The organism is Paenibacillus sp. JJ1683 (assembly GCF_053006485.1).
Genome location: NZ_CM129820.1, coordinates 717,315 through 735,000 on the forward strand (window position 1 = coordinate 717,315; position 17,686 = coordinate 735,000).

Here is a 17,686-nt window from a genome sequence, read left to right on the forward strand (position 1 = left end):
AGCCGAGGGTAAAAGGGATGAGTAAAATTATATGAAAGCAATGATGTTAAGAGAATTTGGCGGACTCAACCAACTGAAGCTGGAAGATGTAGAAACGCCTGTACCTGGTTCGAAAGAGGTTGTCGTGCGATTAAAAGCAGCAGCTCTTAATCGCCGGGATTTGCTAGTCATACAAGGCCGATATCCGGGGACTAAGGTACCTGCTATTCCCGGCTCTGACGGCGCAGGGGAAATTGTTGCGGTTGGAGATGAGGTTTACGATGTCTCAATTGGTGATGAAGTGATCATCAATCCAGGTTTGAACTGGGGCAACGATATGAACAAAAAAAGGGCTGAATTCACAATTCTCGGCGTTCCTACTAACGGAACGTATGCCCAATATGTAAAGGTACCAGCGGAAAGTGTCTATTCAAAGCCGTCCCATTTATCTTGGGAAGCAGCAGCAGCGCTCCCGCTCGCCGGTTTGACCGCCTACCGTGCTCTCGTGACGAAAGGCAAGGTAAAGAAAGGCGAAACCGTTCTGATCCCCGGCGTTGGTGGAGGTGTAGCTACCTATCTCGTTCAGTTTGCAGCCGCACTCGGAGCTGAGGTTTACGTGACATCCAGCAAAGAAGAAAAGATCGAAAAAGCAAAAACATTGGGTGCAACCGGAGGTGTCAACTACACAGCAGATGATTGGGTGGAGAAATTGGAGAAACTAACTGGCGGCATTGATCTATCCGTCGACAGTATTGGCGGCGAGGTGTTCAATAAACTGCTGTCACTTGGCAAAATCGGAAGTCGAATCGTCAGCTTTGGGGCGACGAGAGGTCCGATTCCGAATCTGCTTCTACCCAATATGTATGTGAAAGAAATCTCGGTGTTAGGCTCAACGATGGGAAGCCAGCAAGATTTTGCTGATATGGTCAAACTCATAGAAGAACACAAGATTGATCCTGTTTTGGACGAGATTTATCCGCTGGAGGAAGTGACCGAGGCACTGTTCAGAATGGAAAAGGGAGAAAATTTCGGGAAAATCGTTTTGACCATTCCACAAGATTAACGAGAGCATGGAGTCACCAATTGCTGAAGAATAAGGGCTATGACGTCGTACGTAAATAAGCAGTCACTTCCAAAGATGAGTCGATAGGCTCGTCTTTTTTGTTTGATGATTCAAGTTCTCATCTCAGGCGTGGAGAAGAAATAATCCAACACCATACAACCGGCTCCTTGAGCCACAATATTTTAAGCTTCAGTGGACTTAATGATTTGAACATGACTATCAGGATAACATTGTAATCGATCCCGTGCTGTTTTAGCTGCTACCTCAAAAAAACGCGGTTTTGGTACTATAATAAGCCGCGTCCTCAACGACTCCTAAACAAAGCACATGTTTTGCTCTAAAAAAGAGTATGGCCGTATAGGGAAAGTCCTTTTCTTTTATGAAAGACCTGGATGAGACTAAGCGGAATTGTGTTCAATAAATAAAAAACTCTGCCAATGAGAGTGTAGAAACGACGTGGGGGGAAATACGTAACTTTCCTAATCTAGTAGTGGAAACAATCGAGTCTGTAGACGCTTTTGTTAAGGGGGATGCAGTTGTTTTAGTTAATCGACAAACAAACGAGATATTGACTTTCTTAAATAAAAAAGGAGATCGTTTATCAAGTAAGTTAAAATCAGAATTAGATTTGACTAGAGAGTGAGGACGACTATGAATAACTATATAATATCGTTTACAAAAAAGTTTGATTATTTTTTCGAGCAAAAAGAAATCTCAAATATTATCTATTTACATGATGAGGATGATAATGAGAGATTAGACCATGTCCTTTTCCTTGAGAAAGGTGATGGTAATGTTATAGGCTTATATATAAGAGGCATGAATCCGTTAATCTCAGTGAATAGAATTTACGATTTGGATGATTTTAATTTATTTGCAAGTTATGAAGGATTGATTGAATCTAAAGAAAATATTAAACTCAGAGTAGAATATATAGGTTTGTTTTTTAGTACTCAATACAACGAATTATTGGGTTTCTATTTGGCGAATAACGATGTATCTAGTTCTATATTTATATTATTTTCACAAGATGAAATTTATGTGGAAAAGGATTGTAGTAAATATGAGGCTAGTAGGGCGCTTGAGAAAAGGTTTTCGACTGAAGGTTTTATAACATACGAAAAAAAATGTGAGACTGACTGGAAAAAAACAAACCTCTAATCGGAAAAAATTAAGTATATAAGCCTAAGCTTCGCTCTACTCAGAAATAATATTTTAGATTCCTAATATTGGACAGTGTTTTAAAATCAAAATAATATAATTGAAAAGATCACTGAAGACAAGAATATAAACACATAAAAAAAGCTGTCGAGAAAGTTTCTCGATACTCTGAGCACCGGAGAAATCTCCGGTGCTTTTTATTATTCGAGAGCGATAATATTACTCCTTTCTACATAGCAACTAACCATATGGCTGGGATAAAGCAGCAGTTGTATGTTGAGTATAAAAGGAATATAATTTAGATATCTAATATTTAGATATCTAAATAAAATGTCTAAATATATAAATTTTGAGTAAATTGATAATGATAAAAGGAGATATCAACATGAATAGACTGGCAGGTAAAATTGCTATAATCACAGGCGGAGGATCAGGGATAGGAGAACGGATGGTCGACCTCTTCAGTGAGGAGGGAGCTGTAGTTATTGCTGCAGACATCAATGTTCAAGCTCTTGAACGGGCTAGTAATAAAACGAATGTGTACGGAATGAAACTGGATGTTTCTTCTGACGAGGATTGGAAGGCTCTTTCCGCAGAAGTGAACAATAAATTCGGTAAAATTGACATTTTGGTTAACAATGCAGGAATAACTTCTGAGAAAGGATATCAGGATATCGACCTAAATGACTGGCATAAATTAATGTCGATTAACGGGTATGGACCGTTTGCAGGTATTAAGCATGTAGCCCCGTATATGGCTGCCCAAAAGAGCGGCGCTATTATTAATATTTCTTCTTACACCGCTCAAATCGGTCAGGGATTTAATCATTATTCCGCTTCAAAAGGTGCTGTACGTGCTTTGTCGAAGGCTGCGGCAACAACGTTCGGCCGGTTTGGGGTCCGTGTAAATACGCTTTTTCCGGGCATTATTGAGACACCAATGACTGAAGCCCTTAGCACATCTAAAGAAATGCTTACCCACTTAATTCAAGCGACTCCATTGCAGCGACTTGGTCGACCTGATGATGTAGCTAACGCTGCTTTGTTTTTGGCTTCTGACGAGTCTTCATACATTACGGGATCGGAGCTTGTTATTGATGGCGGTTTTTCTGCCCAATAAAATTAGAATTCACTTTACTGGGAAATGGATTATGCCTGACCTTCTTTCAGTAAAGAATGACTTTTATACAAGCCCCCTATACAATATAGGGGGCTATTACTTCATTTGAGAAAGCAGGTTAAAGAGTATTAATGAAAGAACAAAATATTTTTACGCTGATTCATGCTATGGACCAGGTTACCAATAACCTATTAATTAAGTGGAATAAAATGTTTAATGAGAATCTAGGGGTATCACATATCCTTATTCTTTCGTACTTAAATAATTACGGAAAGTGCCGCCCTTCTGATCTGGCCAGGTTATTGGGGCTAACTCCTCCGACATTAACCCATCTATCTGGAAAGCTTGTAAAAAAGGAGTTGGCTGTACGAGTGGCGGATGAGGAGGACCGGCGGATTGTGTACCTGCAAATAACTGACGCTGGTGTCGGAATGCTAAATAAAGCGCAGGAAGACGGACGACAGCTTAGAAGAGAACTATTTGAAAACCTAACTGAAGAAGAAAGAGAGGCCTTGTTGTCTGTTTATGAGAAACTAAATAAGGTCATGAGTGAGGATTGATACAGGTAATCATAAAAAAGCCGCCATGTTGGCGGCTTCTTTTTATTAATAATTGTAACCGCTCCGACTTTAGGAAGCAGAGAGCGTACTGCGCTTATTCTTAGCGTTGGCGCGGTCGCGGCGGCTCAGCAGAAATCCGACCAGAGATGCTGTGGATTGCTGAAAAATCATTCCGAGTACAACGGGCAGTGCTACGGGAGCCGGGAAGTAGGTGATGGCTAGCACAGCCCCCGCGCTAATATTGCGCATGCCGCCGTTGAAGACCAGCGCCGTTCGGTCTGCATTATTCCACCGCATCAGCCATGATATGAGGTAACCAATCGCATATCCAGTGGAGGCAAGGATAATGATGGAGAGACATACTCCGACAAGCTTGAGATTAAAGTCAACCAGGTAAGGTGCGATGACAGATCCGTTAATCATGACGACCAGAGCCATAGCTAGCTTGGAGAACGGGCCCAGCCGAGGCCCCCACACCTGCTTAATCTTTCCTTTGGTCCATTCGTTCAGCACCATGCCAATTAATGAAGGAACGACAATCATCCAGAACAGGCTTTGCATCATTGCCCAGGTGTCGAGCTGGACATTCGCTCCGATCAGCAGGGACATAATGCCGGGCACAGCGAACGGGGCCAAAATTGTATCGATTAGAATGATCGCCAATGTAAGGGCTGTATTGCCTTTGTAGATATTAACCCAGACGAAGCTGGAAATGCCAGTAGGGATAGCTGCACCAAGAATCAGTCCAGTAATCGTATAAGGATCGTCACTGAAAGCCAGATGCCCAAGCATCATGGCGAGCAGCGGCATGGCTAGGTGAAGAATAAACAGACAGGCGATCAGCGGACCCGGATGCTTGATTACATGGATAAAATCCTTGAACCCCATGCTGATGCTGCCCGCGAAGGTCATGAAGGCAAATAGCCAGGGAGAAAGCTCGGTATATTGGGACAACGGCGTACCGATCAGGACGCCGATTAGAATGCTGATGGGTGTGATTAGCGGCATAGCTGAATTGAGTCTACGATTCAACGTTAGGAGCATACAAAACTTCCTTTTTTGTACTTAAGTATAGACCTTGCCCCTTGATCCGTAAATGATCCGTGTAGGGGGAAGATCATCTATGGATCAGCCCTTTAAATTATTTCGGTACGCCAGAGGAGAGCAGCCCATTATTTTTTTGAATAGCCTGGAGAAGTAATAAGGGTCCCTAAAACCGAGTTGTATGCTAATTTCTTTAATAGAAGCATTCGTTAAATCCAAAAGCTGACTGGCTCTTTGAATTTTCATTCTTAAATAGTAATCGACAGGGGAATACCCGGTTGATTGCTTGAATATTAGGTTTAAATGCTGCTTGGATACCTGAACATGCTGGCTAAGCTCATCAAGCGAAACGGTGGATTCCAATTGTTCGCCCATATAACGTATGGCCTTATCGACATGGCTCTGGTACGTGCTGTCTTCCTTGCGAGCTGCAACGGATACAACAAAACTCAGCAGATAGCGGATGGTTTGCGATACTTGAACTAAATGTATCATGGAGTATGATTTGTTCAGTAAAAGGTCGTAACACTGATGAAATAGCTCCAGCAGTTTGATTTCATCACTGGCAGCCAGCGAAATATACATTTTAAACGGCTCAAACAAATCCATAAAATCATCCATTTGATCCCCTTTAAGATGAAACCAGTAAATTGTCCATGGATCTTCATCGTCAGCCCCATAAGCATGCGGCATGTCCCTAGGAATGTACGCAAATCTTCGCTCTTTCAGGACAATGGTTAGGTTATCCTTGGTTTGTATCCAGCCTTTTCCGCTCGCACAGTAAATGAATATATGAGAGTCGCAGCCATTTGTTCTTTCACGAAAATGATGACGGGCATGGCTAAAGCGGCCTATATCCGTAATATATAAATCTTTCGTAAACGGATTCATTTTTAATTTTTTCAGCATATAGGGAGGAAGGGCATATACCTTTTTACGTTCAAAATCATCGGCTTTTTTAGTCATAATCTATTTATCTCCCAGCCGTAGGCGGCTCTAATGATGAAATACGTATATAGTCCATCATAAACAGTGGATTGTCAATTGTCTGTGATACCGCTTACTTGTAAGCTTTGATATAAGAGCGATTATGAGGGAGTGATGAATTGAAAATGAAGGTAACCGGTCAAAGTGAACAGGCTGTAGAAGGGCTGCGGAAGGCTTGTAGATTAAGGAGCATTGAACCCTATGGACTGGAGCTGGGAAGGAAATCACATGAGTAATCTGATGAGAAATGTACCGCGTAAATTGACGATCACGATGTGGGACTTCTCTTGGTATACCATGACACAGGAGGGGGAGCCCTACAGCGACCTGGCAGCTCGTTTTCAGGAAGCGGTCGAAAGAGGATACAATACGATCCGAATATGCGCTATGCCCTTTATGTTGTTTACGGTGGATGGCAAACGCCCAGGTCCATTGGAGTTTGCGAGTCTTGGAAAAGTGGGCCAGCGTACGCGCTGGTATAACTGTCGCGGCGGTGCAGTGCTGGATGGGCATGCTCATTTGCTCGAACTGTTTAGACAGGCAAAGGCTCATAATTGTTACATTATATTATCCTCTTGGGAATATCAGCAGAGTCCGACCTTCCTGGCCCATGCTGAGCTTAGAGATGAATTAGCTGCGATCCCACCTAAGGAAAGATTCATGACGATTGCAAAATCAATGGATCAGTTGATTCGTTTTGTTACAGCAGCAGGCTATAGGGATCAGATTATCTATACAGAGTTACATAACGAAGTGGAGTTTGGGCAGTTAAACGCTGTCGGAACGTCTGAAGGCATAGCGGAAACAAACATACCAGCGCTTATTGAAGCAATGCAGCCCTACGTAGAAGAAGCGATTGAATATCTTCGCCAAAGCCATCCAGATATTATGATGACAGCCAGCTATACGTTAAATGAAGCCTACCCCAAAGCTTACGTCGCGCGCAATATGCAGGTGGCCCATTTTCATCTTTATATTAAAGGGGTGCTGAATGAGCTGATGGAAACGGCGGGGCTTGATGATGAGTTGGCGCCATTCCCCAATCCATTTGTCCAATCTCTATTGAGGGAAGATGCTCCTCCATTTGCAGAGTGGGACCTGCCCCCAGAGCAGAAATGGCGGATGGAGGGCAATCCCGTTGGGATGAGGCTTATTTATTTACACGACTGGGTAGATCCGGATCAATGGGATTTATTTTTGTACGATCGGTACGGAGATCATAAAATGGCCATGTTGCAGAAGGCCGACTCCCGATTGGAGGAGATTCATGAGTGGACCCGTCGTTCCGGTATTCCAATTGTCATAGGAGAAGGATATGTAGGCTATACGCCCCTGCATGCCCAATTTGAAGAAGGCCCGGTTGGTAAATATATAGCCGAATATGTGTTGCGAAAAGGAATGGCACTGGGGTTCTGGGGAATGACCCTCTGCTCCAACTGTGCTCCGCATCATCCGTTCTGGAATGATATAGCCTGGCAGCGCAAGTGGAACCAATTTATCCTAAATTCAGATTAGAGGTTCCTCCTAGACAATCTATTGTCTCTGAGATAGCTGGTGTCATTCAATATGAACGATTGAGGGGAGTGAACTCATGAGAAACTATCGAATTACGGTCCAAGATGATCATAAGCATATTGTGAAAGGCCAACTCAGACTTGGCGGCATCAATCCAAAGGGAGAACAAATCGGCTTCACCAACTATTTTATGGAGAAGGATGGAGAGCCTTTTTTCGGGATTTGTGGTGAATTCCATTATGCACGCTATGATGAACGCTATTGGGAAGACGAAATTATTAAAATAAAAATGGGTGGCGTCAATATTATTGCGACTTATGTTTTTTGGAATTTACATGAAGAAGTCGAAGGTATTTTTAATTGGAGTGCGAACAAAAACCTCCGCTATTTTATTGAGTTATGTGGCAAACATCAGCTCTATGTCATTATCCGAATCGGACCCTTCAATCATGGCGAAATCCGAAACGGCGGTATACCGGATTGGCTATTTGGCCGCCCATTTGAGGTTCGTTCTAATGATGAGGGATATTTGTTTTATACGAGAAGAATGTATAACGAAATCGGTATTCAGGTTCAAGGGTTGTTATATAAGGAGGGGGGGCCGATCATCGGCACCCAAATCGAAAACGAGCATCATCATTCCTCTGCTCAGTGGGGATTGACTGTAGGAATTAATGATATGTGGTTAAACTCTGGGAGTGACGGTAATTCACATATGTTAAAACTTAAAGAAATAGCTCTGGAAGCGGGGATTGATACTCCGATCTATACGTGTACAGGATGGGGAGGAGCGACAACGCCTGTTCCTGATATGCTGCCCTTATGGGGCGGATATGCCTACTGGCCGTGGATCTATTATGAAGAGGAACGGTTGAAGGGGAAGGATGAGCATCCTGCGACACCGGAATACATTTTCCGAGACAAGCATAATAACAAGATTCCGAAAAGCTACAATTTTGAGCCCCTATACGCCCCGGAAGACTATCCGTACGCTTGCTGCGAAATGGGTGGCGGTATGGTTCAGTTTTATAAATACCGGTTTGCCTTTCCCTATCGCAGTGTTCCAGCGATGACTGTCATGAAGGTTGCAGAAGGCTGTAACCTGATCGGATACTATATGTATCATGGGGGTTCCAATCCGCGAGGTAAGGTTAACCCGTTCACAAACGATATGGCTACACCTAAAATATCCTATGATTTCAATGCCATGATTGGAGAATTCGGTCAAATAAGGGAGTCATACCGAAGAACAAAGCTACAGCATTATTTTCTTTCAACGTTTCAAAAGCAATTCTCTCTGACGAAGACTATTTTGCCAGAGGACACGTCCCCAATGGACCCATATGATGTGGATACCTTACGATATGCGATTCGCTCCAGTGCCGGGGCGGGGTACCTGTTTCTAAATAATTTTCAGGACCATGTTGAAAATTACGACCTGTGCAATTTCAATGTAAGCATTGAGCTGCCTGAGGAAACGATTGTAATCCCTAGTCAAGGTGAACTGACATTAGGACGGGATAGCTTCGCTATTTTGCCTTTTAACCTCAATTTGGATGGAATAAAGCTCAAATATGCAACAGCCCAGCTGATAACAAGGATAGAAGAGGATGGAGAAATATATTATTTTTTCTTTGTACCAGACGGGATGAAAGGAACGTATGCATTGGAATCAAAAGATATCATCCGTGCCACAATCGACAAAGGTTTGATAGAACAATTGGATGGGAATACGATCATTCAGGTTGCTGAAGAAGAAGAGAGTGTCATTCGCCTGGTATCTGAAAGTGGCCAAAAAGTCGCCATCTATACGATGACTGATGAACAAAGCTTGGAGTTTTGGAAGGTCAACCTGCAAGGTCGGGACAGGGTTATCTTTACAAGTGCCAATTTACTTGTATCTGGAGCAGAGATAAGACTGGAATCAACAGATCAGGAGACTGTAACACTCAGTGTATTCCCGGATTTTGACGACTCAATCACATCCATATCCGGTGGAGAGTTGCTTGCAACAACAGAAAGTGAATTATTTACAACGTATCAGTTAAGAGTTCCAAAGAAAGAAATACACTTCCATCTGAAAAGGGTGAATAATGATAAATTCGTCCTTGATTTTGAAAAAAATGCCCTTGATGGGATCAAAGAGGCTCTGCTGCGTATCAATTATACGGGAGATATCGGTTATGCATTTATTGATGGCGAACTCATTCACGATAATTTCTGCAACCATACGACCTGGGAAATAGGTTTAAAATCATTTGAACATCGGCTCATCGAGCGAGGGATGTACGTATATGTTTCTCCAATTCGAAAGGGCAGGGTTGTAAACAGCAATACAACCATGGCTGGCTGGAAAGAGACAACGGAGGAACGAATCGCGAACATTGGCGCGGTCAGCATAGTGCCTGTGTATGAAATCAAAATCACTGTATAACCCAGAAAGTGTAAGATCAAAGACGCTCAGCGAGTACTTTTAATACGAAGTATAAAAATGTAATAGCTCATGGTGGTTCAACCATGAGTCTATTACATTTATTTTCCTATATTGCTATTAGTAGATACCGGCTTTTTTCGATGTTTCTTTGATACCGTTGGTTCCTTCTACCACAGTGCGGCCCCAATCGGTCAGATTGCCGTTAGGTCCTGTTACAAGATCAAGATAAGAAAGGTTGGAGCTATTACCGTACCAGGACCAAGCTAACCAGCCTATGCCTTTGGATTGGCCGTATCTCATGATTTCTGTCTCGTCGACGTCTGCACCCTGGTGGTAACCGCCAAATTCACCAATAATCAGAGGGAGTCCTTGATTCAGAACGTTATCAATATTGGTTCGAACTGTTTGAACATCTTTACCAGCGAACTCATACATATGGATGGAGAATACCGTATTCTTCAAAGAATCAGCTGCAAATACAGACTTACCGAAGTCATTGATAGATTGAGGATATTGCCCCCAACCAGCACAATCGACGATGAGCGTATTTTTGATACCTGCGTTTCTCAGCTTGGGAATCGCTTGCTTATACCCATCTGCCCAGCCGCCTCCATTCCAAGAGCCATACCATTCGTTCGCAATGTTCACGATAACCCGATCTTCTTTGCCGATCAGGGCATCTTTTATGCTAATCCAGTAATTCACAGCCGCATCCAAAGACGCATAGTCGTCTTTACCCGTAGCGTCATGAACCTCAAGTACAGGAATCATTTTATAACTTGTGACTAGGGAGATAATATTTTTTACGGAATTTATGTCATCCTTGGTGTATTGTGTTCCGTTAGAAAGGACAATCCGAACGGTATTAGCACCTGTCTTGGCAATGGCTGGGATGGCAGTATAAAGATCGTTTTTGTACCAAGTGTGAGCATGATTGACGCCTCTCATAACGAACGGCTTGCCTGTAGAGTCATACAATTTGGTACCGCTTACATAAAAATCTGAAGCAGCTTGCGCCTTGGAGAAGAATCCCCCCAAACCAATCATGATAAGCAGACCAGCGAGTCCAGACAATAATGCTTTTCTTAACAATGTTTTCACTTTTATTCCTCCCTAAATATATTATTCAACTTCCTGCTATATAGAGGTGGAGTAGGGGGGCAAGTATGTAATAGCAGTAAGCTAAACACATTATGAAGCGCTTTCATTTTTGTTATTAGTTATTTTTCGTTATTCTACCATTTGTGTTTTTGTTATTCAATTGATTTTTTTAATTTATTTTTGTTTTCAGATCATATCTGTATAGGTTTCTTATTGAAGTGTGATTTATAAAGGTTTTATTATAACTTTTCTCTCTATTATGATATGTTTACTTGATTTTTCTGTAGGATAAGTTAGCTAAAAATAATAAAATAAAACCTAACTATTTTGATGATTGATTTGTTGGATATAAACCAACCTAACGATATGTTTGGTTAGCTATCAGGAGTTATGTGAGGAACCGATAGTATAGCTTCATGCCAAGCTTCACCCCGGTATTAAATTATTGTATGATATTCTCGTAATACTTTTACCAGAATGGATAGGGGCAAGATGATGAGAAAACCAATCATAGCAGTCGATATGGACGATACGATCTGTCATCTCGTCAAACGGGCTATATACCATAACAATAGTGAATTTCCCACTCATCCGCTTCGTTATGAAGAAATGTTAGATTGGAACACCGATCATCTACGTCATCCCCAAAGCACACATGATGTATTTTATGGACGACCGGGTTTGTTTGAGGAACTTGAGCTATATGACGAGTATGTCGTAGAAGAAATGGAGAAGCTTTGCAATGCTTTTGATGTCATTATTGTGACAGCGGCAGAACCAAAAACCGTCGTGGAGAAATGGAATTGGCTTCAAATGCATATGCCATTCATTCCGATTGAGAACTTTTTCCCATGTAAACGAAAGAATCTGATTAACTATGATCTCCTGATTGATGATGGTCCTCATAATTTAGTGCCTGCACTGCAGGAGGGGAAGCAAGTGCTTTGTATTCCTCATCCATGGAATATGAGGGCAAGAGAGCAATATGAGTTTCCGGTTATGGCATCTTGGCAAGGAGCAAAAGAACGAATCGACTCCATTTTGGGAGTTCTGAAATAAGAAAATAGATGCATTCGTAAAATAGCCAGCTCACTTGGAGCTGGCTATTTTGCTAGACATAATAGACCCCATAATAGAATAAAATGGTACAATTGATACATATTCTTCATGCGGAGGGATGCATGTATGATCATGACTATGGGGCAGATGGTGATTCATCTGACAAAGGGAATAGACATACCCAATACGACCGTAGATCTGCTTAACCCAGAGCTTAGGGATACTGAGATTCAAGGAATTGTAACCGCTTTCTGTGCGTCGCAATATGTGATAGAACAAGCTATTTCGCTTGGCGCGAATTTTATCATTACACATGAAGGTCTGTATTATAGCCATCACGGGATGCAGGAATGTTTGCTTCATGATCCCGTATATTTGCACAAATCTCGCCTGGTCGCTGATTCAGGCGTAGGTATTTATCGCTTTCATGACACCATACATCGTTATCAACCGGATGGAGTCATGGTTGGACTTCTCCAGGCGCTTAACTGGCACCGCTACGTTGTGAAGCAGCAGCCCTCTTCTGCCATTTTGGCTATTCCGGCTATGGAAGTTAAGGAGATCGCTGAATATATGAAAGCCAAACTTCAGATTCGTTATGTACGAGTAGCCGGCGAGGTATCCATGCCATGTGAACGAGTGGGAATCTTAGTCGGATATAGGGGAGGTGGTGAACTAGCTATCCCATTATTTCTACATGAAAATGTGGACCTGATCATTGCTGGTGAAGGGCCCGAATGGGAAACACCAGAATATGTGAAAGACGCTGTCTATCAAGGTCAAAATAAGGCACTTATCATGCTGGGACATGCTGAAAGTGAAGCACCTGGTATGAAGTATCTTGCTGAAACACTTTCCGTCCAATTTCCAACGCTCCCCGTCTACTTTGTTGAGGATCGCCCCGTGTTTGAAATATTGTAAGAGAGAACATACCTATGCTGATGATCATCCCGCACTGTTGTTTATATCCGTTCATCTACTTTATGAAATGGAGGCAAGATAATGGGAAGCAGAGTGATTATGCCGTTCAGAACGGACTGGAAATTTTTAGAAGGCAATTACACAGGCGCTGAGAAGACAGACTATAACGATGGGCATTGGCAGGACCTTCATATCCCTCATGATTGGAGTATTGAAAAGTCCTTTGATCCACATATGCTGTATGGCGGCAATCAAGCTTATTTGCCCAGGTGGTCTGTTGGGTGGTACAGAAAGCATTTTAATGTGAAGCCCTCCTCTCCAAAACAGCGCGTATACATACAATTCGATGGCATTCACAGTAATAGTGAGGTTTGGCTCAATGGGCATTTTGTGGGCAAGCGGCCCTATGGGTATGTTAGCTTTCAATATGATTTGACTCCATATATTCGGTGGGACGAGGATAACGTAATTGCGGTCAAAGTGGACAATACGCTTCTTCCGCCTGACAGATGGTATTCGGGGGCCGGTATTTATCGTAATGTGTGGCTGATTTATACGGATTATCTTCACGTAACCGAATGGGGAACTACTATTACCACACCTGAAATTTCGCCAGATGAAGCCAAGGTGAGTGCCAGAATTAAGATCAGCAATCACCATGAGCATGCCGTAGAGTGTACGATTAAGACTGAAATACTGGATTCACAGGGACAACTAAAAGGAAAAATTGAAAACCGAGTAGCTCTTGCGGGCTTTGAAACAGAGGAAATTGAGCAGAGAACGAGAGTTATAGAACCAGAATTATGGTCACCGGACAACCCGGTGCTCTATGAAGCCCAAACGACGATCTATTGCGACAATACTGAGGTGGATCGTTATCGTATCCCTTTTGGCATAAGAGAAGTGATCCTCGAATCTCAAAAAGGATTATTGCTAAATGGAAGCAGCTTGAAGCTGAAGGGAGTGTGCATTCACCATGATTTAGGCTGTCTAGGGGCTGCTTACCATGATACGGCCATGAAGAGAAGGCTGGAGAAGCTGAAGGAAATGGGCTGCAACTCAATCCGTTTTGCGCATAATCCTATGGCGCCCGAATTATTAGACTTATGTGACCATATGGGTTTCTTGGTGGTGGATGAGGCTTTTGACAAATGGAAATCTCTTTCCTATGAGCATGTATATGATGAATGGTGGGCAAAGGATCTGGAGGCCATGCTTGTTAGAGACAGAAATCATCCTAGTGTTTTTATGTGGAGCGTTGGTAATGAAGTGGAGAACCAAGGTCAACCGTCCATGCTAAACATGTTGGAGCAGCTCGTTGCCTTTTGCCATGAAAAGGATCCAACCCGGCCTGTTACCTGCGCGCTTGAGCCGCATAATACACCGATCAGCTTGCGTGATGGTTCGATTGAGGCCAAGGTGGAGCATACCAAGCTACTGGCCCAACGAGTGGATGTACTGGGGCTGAACTATCAGGAGCAGTGGTACGAGCACTATAGAGCGGCCATGCCGGATACGCTTATCCTTGGAACAGAGACGTTCCCATATTATCGGGGGAAAGATAACCGGGTTAAAGGTTATTTGCCCCTGAATCCCTGGTTTGATGTCGCTAATCATGATTATGTGATTGGTCAATTTGTTTGGAGTGGAATCGACTATTTGGGAGAAACAAGCTACCCCTCCAAAGGGTGGTCCTCCGGCCTGATTGACACGTGTGGGTTTCGCAAACCTGTATCTTATCTCCAGCAAAGTCTTTGGTCTGATCAGCCAGTTGTGCACATAGCCGTATTTAATGAGCATATGAAATCGGAGTATAATCCGACATGGACAATGCACTGGAAATCGCCAGCTATGGAAGATCATTGGACATTTCCTGAATACGCAGGAAAACTGATACGGTTGGTTATCTTTACCAACTGCGAGAGCGTAGAATTGATCGTGAACGAGGAATCATACGGTGAGAGAAAGTTGGCTGATTACCCTAATCATTTAATCCTATGGGAGCTCCCCTATACACCAGGCAAAATTCGGGCTATAGGCCGCAATGGGAATCAGCAGGTTTGTGAACATGAACTGACTACCGCCGAGCTTCCTTATGCTCTAAAAATGGAGGCTGATCGGGCGACTCTACCTGCTGATGGGCATGAGATATCTCATGTGGAAGTAACCGTTATCGATCAACACGGGATCGTTGTACCTAACCGGGATTTTGATTTGAGCTTTGAGCTGCATGGTGATGGCCGCATCCTTGGAATAGACAATGGGGATCTCACCAGTGATGAACCTTTCAAGGGAAAAGGAAGACGAACACACAGAGGAAGGTGTCTTGTAATAGTACAATCCGGGGATGTAGCTGGTGAACTGTTGCTACAAGCCTCAGCAGATGGGGAATTACAGGGAGAAATCAGCTTGAAAGTGGAATAAAGGAGAAAATGAATTTTTGCCAGCTCTTGCAGCTGGCTTTTTTTGCGTGAAAACTGAATATATTTCAGAATTGACATAAAAAAAAGGAAGATTTATAATTTCGTTATTAATATTAAAGTAATTAATTGAATAGTTTAGTGAATGGGGTGTTTAATAGTGAACGAACGAGATTTCAAAGATGGGCTTTTCACCGAATACGCACGGATCGGAAAATGCTTGTCCAGCCCGAAAAGGTTGGAAATTCTTGATATTCTCATACAAGGACCCAAATCAGTTGAAGTTCTATCTAAAATGACTTCGATGTCCGTTGCCAATGTTTCTCAGCATCTACAAACTCTATATCAGGCTAAGTTGGTTCAATCCAAAAAGCAAGGAAACTTTGTCTATTATGAACTTTCTGACTCATCTGTTTTGCACTTTTTAAATTCATTGTATGACCTGTCTGAAAAGCAGTTAATAGAAGTTCAACACATTAAAGAGCAATTTTTGGGTCAATTCTCAGATGTTGAAGGAGTCACAATGGAAGAATTGGCAATGCGGATGGAAAAAGGGGAGGTCACACTTCTTGATGTACGGCCGCGAGATGAATATGAAACTGCTCATATACCGGGAGCTGTTTCCGTTCCAATTGAAGAATTAGCGGAGCAGTTATCTCTGTTGCCAGCCGACTCGAAGATTGTGGCTTATTGCAGAGGCCCGTATTGCTTAATGGCGGTTAGGGCTATTGAATTGTTGCAAGCTCATGGCTTCAAAGCTAGACACTTGGATAAGAGTGTTCACGATTGGAACGACTTTATTCTTAACGAAGTGACAGGATCATGAAGCTTGGAATGTTTTTCGTTCTGCAAATGTAGCTTGTCGAGTGGACCGATAAGACCGTCGCTTTTTGATGGAAAAAATAGATAACTGTTCTGTAGGGAATCAGGGGAGGATGTTAGCCTTAATGAATTTGACGAATGCTTCGCAGAAGAAGCAAGCGCTTATCAATTCCTATGTGGAATCTTCAGATAAGCAAAGAAAACTGTATCGTCGTACGCTTATCACCGTTATTTTCTCTCAAATTTTTGGAGGAGCTGGACTGGCTGCCGGAGTAACCGTTGGTGCGTTGTTGGCGCAGGATATGCTGGGTACGGATAAGTTCACGGGGATTCCTACAGCACTATTTACACTTGGATCAGCGGTTGCAGCACTTCTCGTCGGTCGGTTTTCCCAAAGATTCGGCCGACGAATGGGATTGGGACTTGGTTTTATCGCAGGGGGAGTTGGGGCGGTTGGTGTCGTTGTAGCAGCTCTTATGGACAGTATTACCCTGCTTTTAATCTCCCTTCTTGTTTATGGATCGGGAACGGCTACAAACTTGCAGGCTCGTTATGCCGGTACAGATCTCGCAAATTCAAAGCAGAGAGCAACAGCTGCGAGTATGGCTATGGTCTTTACAACGATCGGAGCGGTAGCCGGTCCCAACTTAGTTAACGTTACGGGAGAGTTTGCGTTATCCATTGGAGTTCCCAGTTTAGCGGGACCTTTTCTTTTAGCGGCTGTAGCCTATACATTAGCAGGCATAATATTATTGCTACTTCTTCATCCAGATCCTTTATTGGTAGCCAAAGCAGTTGCGAATCAGACAGCACCAGGAAGCCAGTCGAATTCTGATCCTGAGGCTACTCGTGATGGCAGAAAAGGAATTACTCTTGGCGCTTTAATCATGATAATAACTCAAATTGTCATGGTTGCGATTATGACGATGACTCCCGTACATATGAAGCACCATGGACATGGACTCGGCGAAGTAGGAATAGTCATCGGTTTTCATATTGGCGCTATGTATCTTCCGTCCCTGGTTACGGGTATTCTTGTCGATAAGATTGGTCGTATAGCGATGGCGATGGCTTCAGCTGTAACGCTACTTCTCGCTGGCGTAGTAGCTGCGCTGGCTTCCACTGATTCAATGGTTATGCTTATTGTGGCGCTTTCTCTTTTAGGGATAGGGTGGAATTTTGGACTGATTAGCGGAACCGCTTTGATTGTAGATTCGACAACAACATCTAATCAAGCTAAGGTACAGGGATCGGTGGACGTACTTATTGCTTTGGCAGGAGCTTCGGGAGGAGCACTGTCCGGGATGATTGTAGCAAATTCAAGCTATTCCATACTTTCTTATGCGGGAGGAATTCTGGCACTGGCGTTACTTCCTATCATGTTATGGATGCGTCCAAAGAGAGCATAGACTAGCAAAAAACGACCATTTAGTCGTTTTTTTGTGTTTATCTAACTGTCAGGGGGAAGGAGCTTGCATGAAAATCGAATAGAGAAAGTCC

14 protein-coding genes are annotated in these 17,686 nt (G+C 43.0%); 11 read left to right on the forward strand and 3 right to left on the reverse strand.

Going from position 1 to position 17,686, the window contains the following annotated elements:
- Positions 1-31 precede the first annotated feature (31 nt).
- The 4 genes from ACUC6J_RS03250 to ACUC6J_RS03265 all read left to right on the forward strand — a co-directional run bounded on the left by ACUC6J_RS03250 (position 32) and on the right by ACUC6J_RS03265 (position 3,883).
- Entirely contained in the window at positions 32-1,042 is a 1,011-nt protein-coding gene (locus tag ACUC6J_RS03250) for a quinone oxidoreductase family protein (RefSeq protein ID WP_447249739.1), read from the forward strand.
- A gap of 651 nt (positions 1,043-1,693) precedes the next feature.
- Positions 1,694-2,203 (forward strand): hypothetical protein, encoded by a 510-nt coding sequence (locus tag ACUC6J_RS03255; RefSeq protein WP_447249740.1) that lies wholly within the window; start codon positions 1,694-1,696, stop codon positions 2,201-2,203.
- Positions 2,204-2,588: 385 nt separating this feature from the next.
- Positions 2,589-3,323 carry an SDR family NAD(P)-dependent oxidoreductase gene (locus tag ACUC6J_RS03260; protein ID WP_277510632.1) on the forward strand — a complete coding sequence of 245 codons (735 nt, stop codon included), beginning with the start codon at positions 2,589-2,591 and terminating at the stop codon, positions 3,321-3,323.
- A gap of 131 nt (positions 3,324-3,454) precedes the next feature.
- Complete coding sequence (locus ACUC6J_RS03265) at positions 3,455-3,883, forward strand: MarR family winged helix-turn-helix transcriptional regulator (protein ID WP_017427986.1); 429 nt, start codon at positions 3,455-3,457, stop codon at positions 3,881-3,883.
- A 69-nt stretch (positions 3,884-3,952) separates the two neighbouring features.
- On the opposite strand, the gene ACUC6J_RS03270 is transcribed toward ACUC6J_RS03265, so the two are convergent.
- Together ACUC6J_RS03270 and ACUC6J_RS03275 are read right to left on the reverse strand one after the other, a co-directional pair.
- Positions 3,953-4,927, reverse strand: coding sequence for a bile acid:sodium symporter family protein (locus ACUC6J_RS03270; protein WP_016819568.1), 975 nt, complete (start codon positions 4,925-4,927; stop codon positions 3,953-3,955).
- Between the two features lie 84 nt (positions 4,928-5,011).
- Positions 5,012-5,893 carry a helix-turn-helix domain-containing protein gene (locus tag ACUC6J_RS03275; RefSeq protein ID WP_447249741.1) on the reverse strand — a complete coding sequence of 294 codons (882 nt, stop codon included), beginning with the start codon at positions 5,891-5,893 and terminating at the stop codon, positions 5,012-5,014.
- 249 nt (positions 5,894-6,142) lie between these two features.
- On the opposite strand from ACUC6J_RS03275, the gene ACUC6J_RS03280 reads away from it, so the two are divergent.
- Positions 6,143-7,429, forward strand: coding sequence for a cellulase-like family protein (locus tag ACUC6J_RS03280; RefSeq protein WP_447250278.1), 1,287 nt, complete (start codon positions 6,143-6,145; stop codon positions 7,427-7,429).
- Positions 7,430-7,505: 76 nt separating this feature from the next.
- Positions 7,506-9,863 (forward strand): beta-galactosidase, encoded by a 2,358-nt coding sequence (locus ACUC6J_RS03285; protein ID WP_447249742.1) that lies wholly within the window; start codon positions 7,506-7,508, stop codon positions 9,861-9,863.
- Positions 9,864-9,980: 117 nt separating this feature from the next.
- Here ACUC6J_RS03285 and ACUC6J_RS03290 read toward each other — a convergent pair whose 3' ends face one another.
- The gene (locus ACUC6J_RS03290; protein WP_447249743.1) at positions 9,981-10,964 is read right to left on the reverse strand and encodes a glycoside hydrolase family 5 protein; all 984 of its coding nucleotides are present in this window, start codon (positions 10,962-10,964) and stop codon (positions 9,981-9,983) included.
- A gap of 495 nt (positions 10,965-11,459) precedes the next feature.
- Between ACUC6J_RS03290 and ACUC6J_RS03295 the strand changes: the two genes are divergently transcribed.
- From ACUC6J_RS03295 to ACUC6J_RS03315, 5 genes are all read left to right on the forward strand, one after another.
- Positions 11,460-12,023 carry a 5' nucleotidase, NT5C type gene (locus ACUC6J_RS03295; protein WP_447249744.1) on the forward strand — a complete coding sequence of 188 codons (564 nt, stop codon included), beginning with the start codon at positions 11,460-11,462 and terminating at the stop codon, positions 12,021-12,023.
- A gap of 126 nt (positions 12,024-12,149) precedes the next feature.
- Complete coding sequence (locus ACUC6J_RS03300; protein WP_447249745.1) at positions 12,150-12,944, forward strand: Nif3-like dinuclear metal center hexameric protein; 795 nt, start codon at positions 12,150-12,152, stop codon at positions 12,942-12,944.
- Positions 12,945-13,025: 81 nt separating this feature from the next.
- Positions 13,026-15,368, forward strand: a complete 2,343-nt coding sequence (locus ACUC6J_RS03305) for a glycoside hydrolase family 2 TIM barrel-domain containing protein (protein ID WP_447249746.1) — start codon at positions 13,026-13,028, stop codon at positions 15,366-15,368.
- A gap of 156 nt (positions 15,369-15,524) precedes the next feature.
- Entirely contained in the window at positions 15,525-16,190 is a 666-nt protein-coding gene (locus tag ACUC6J_RS03310) for an ArsR/SmtB family transcription factor (protein ID WP_016819577.1), read from the forward strand.
- 121 nt (positions 16,191-16,311) lie between these two features.
- Positions 16,312-17,595: an MFS transporter gene (locus tag ACUC6J_RS03315; protein ID WP_447249747.1), complete on the forward strand. Its 1,284-nt coding sequence runs from the start codon at positions 16,312-16,314 to the stop codon at positions 17,593-17,595.
- Positions 17,596-17,686: the final 91 nt, after the last annotated feature.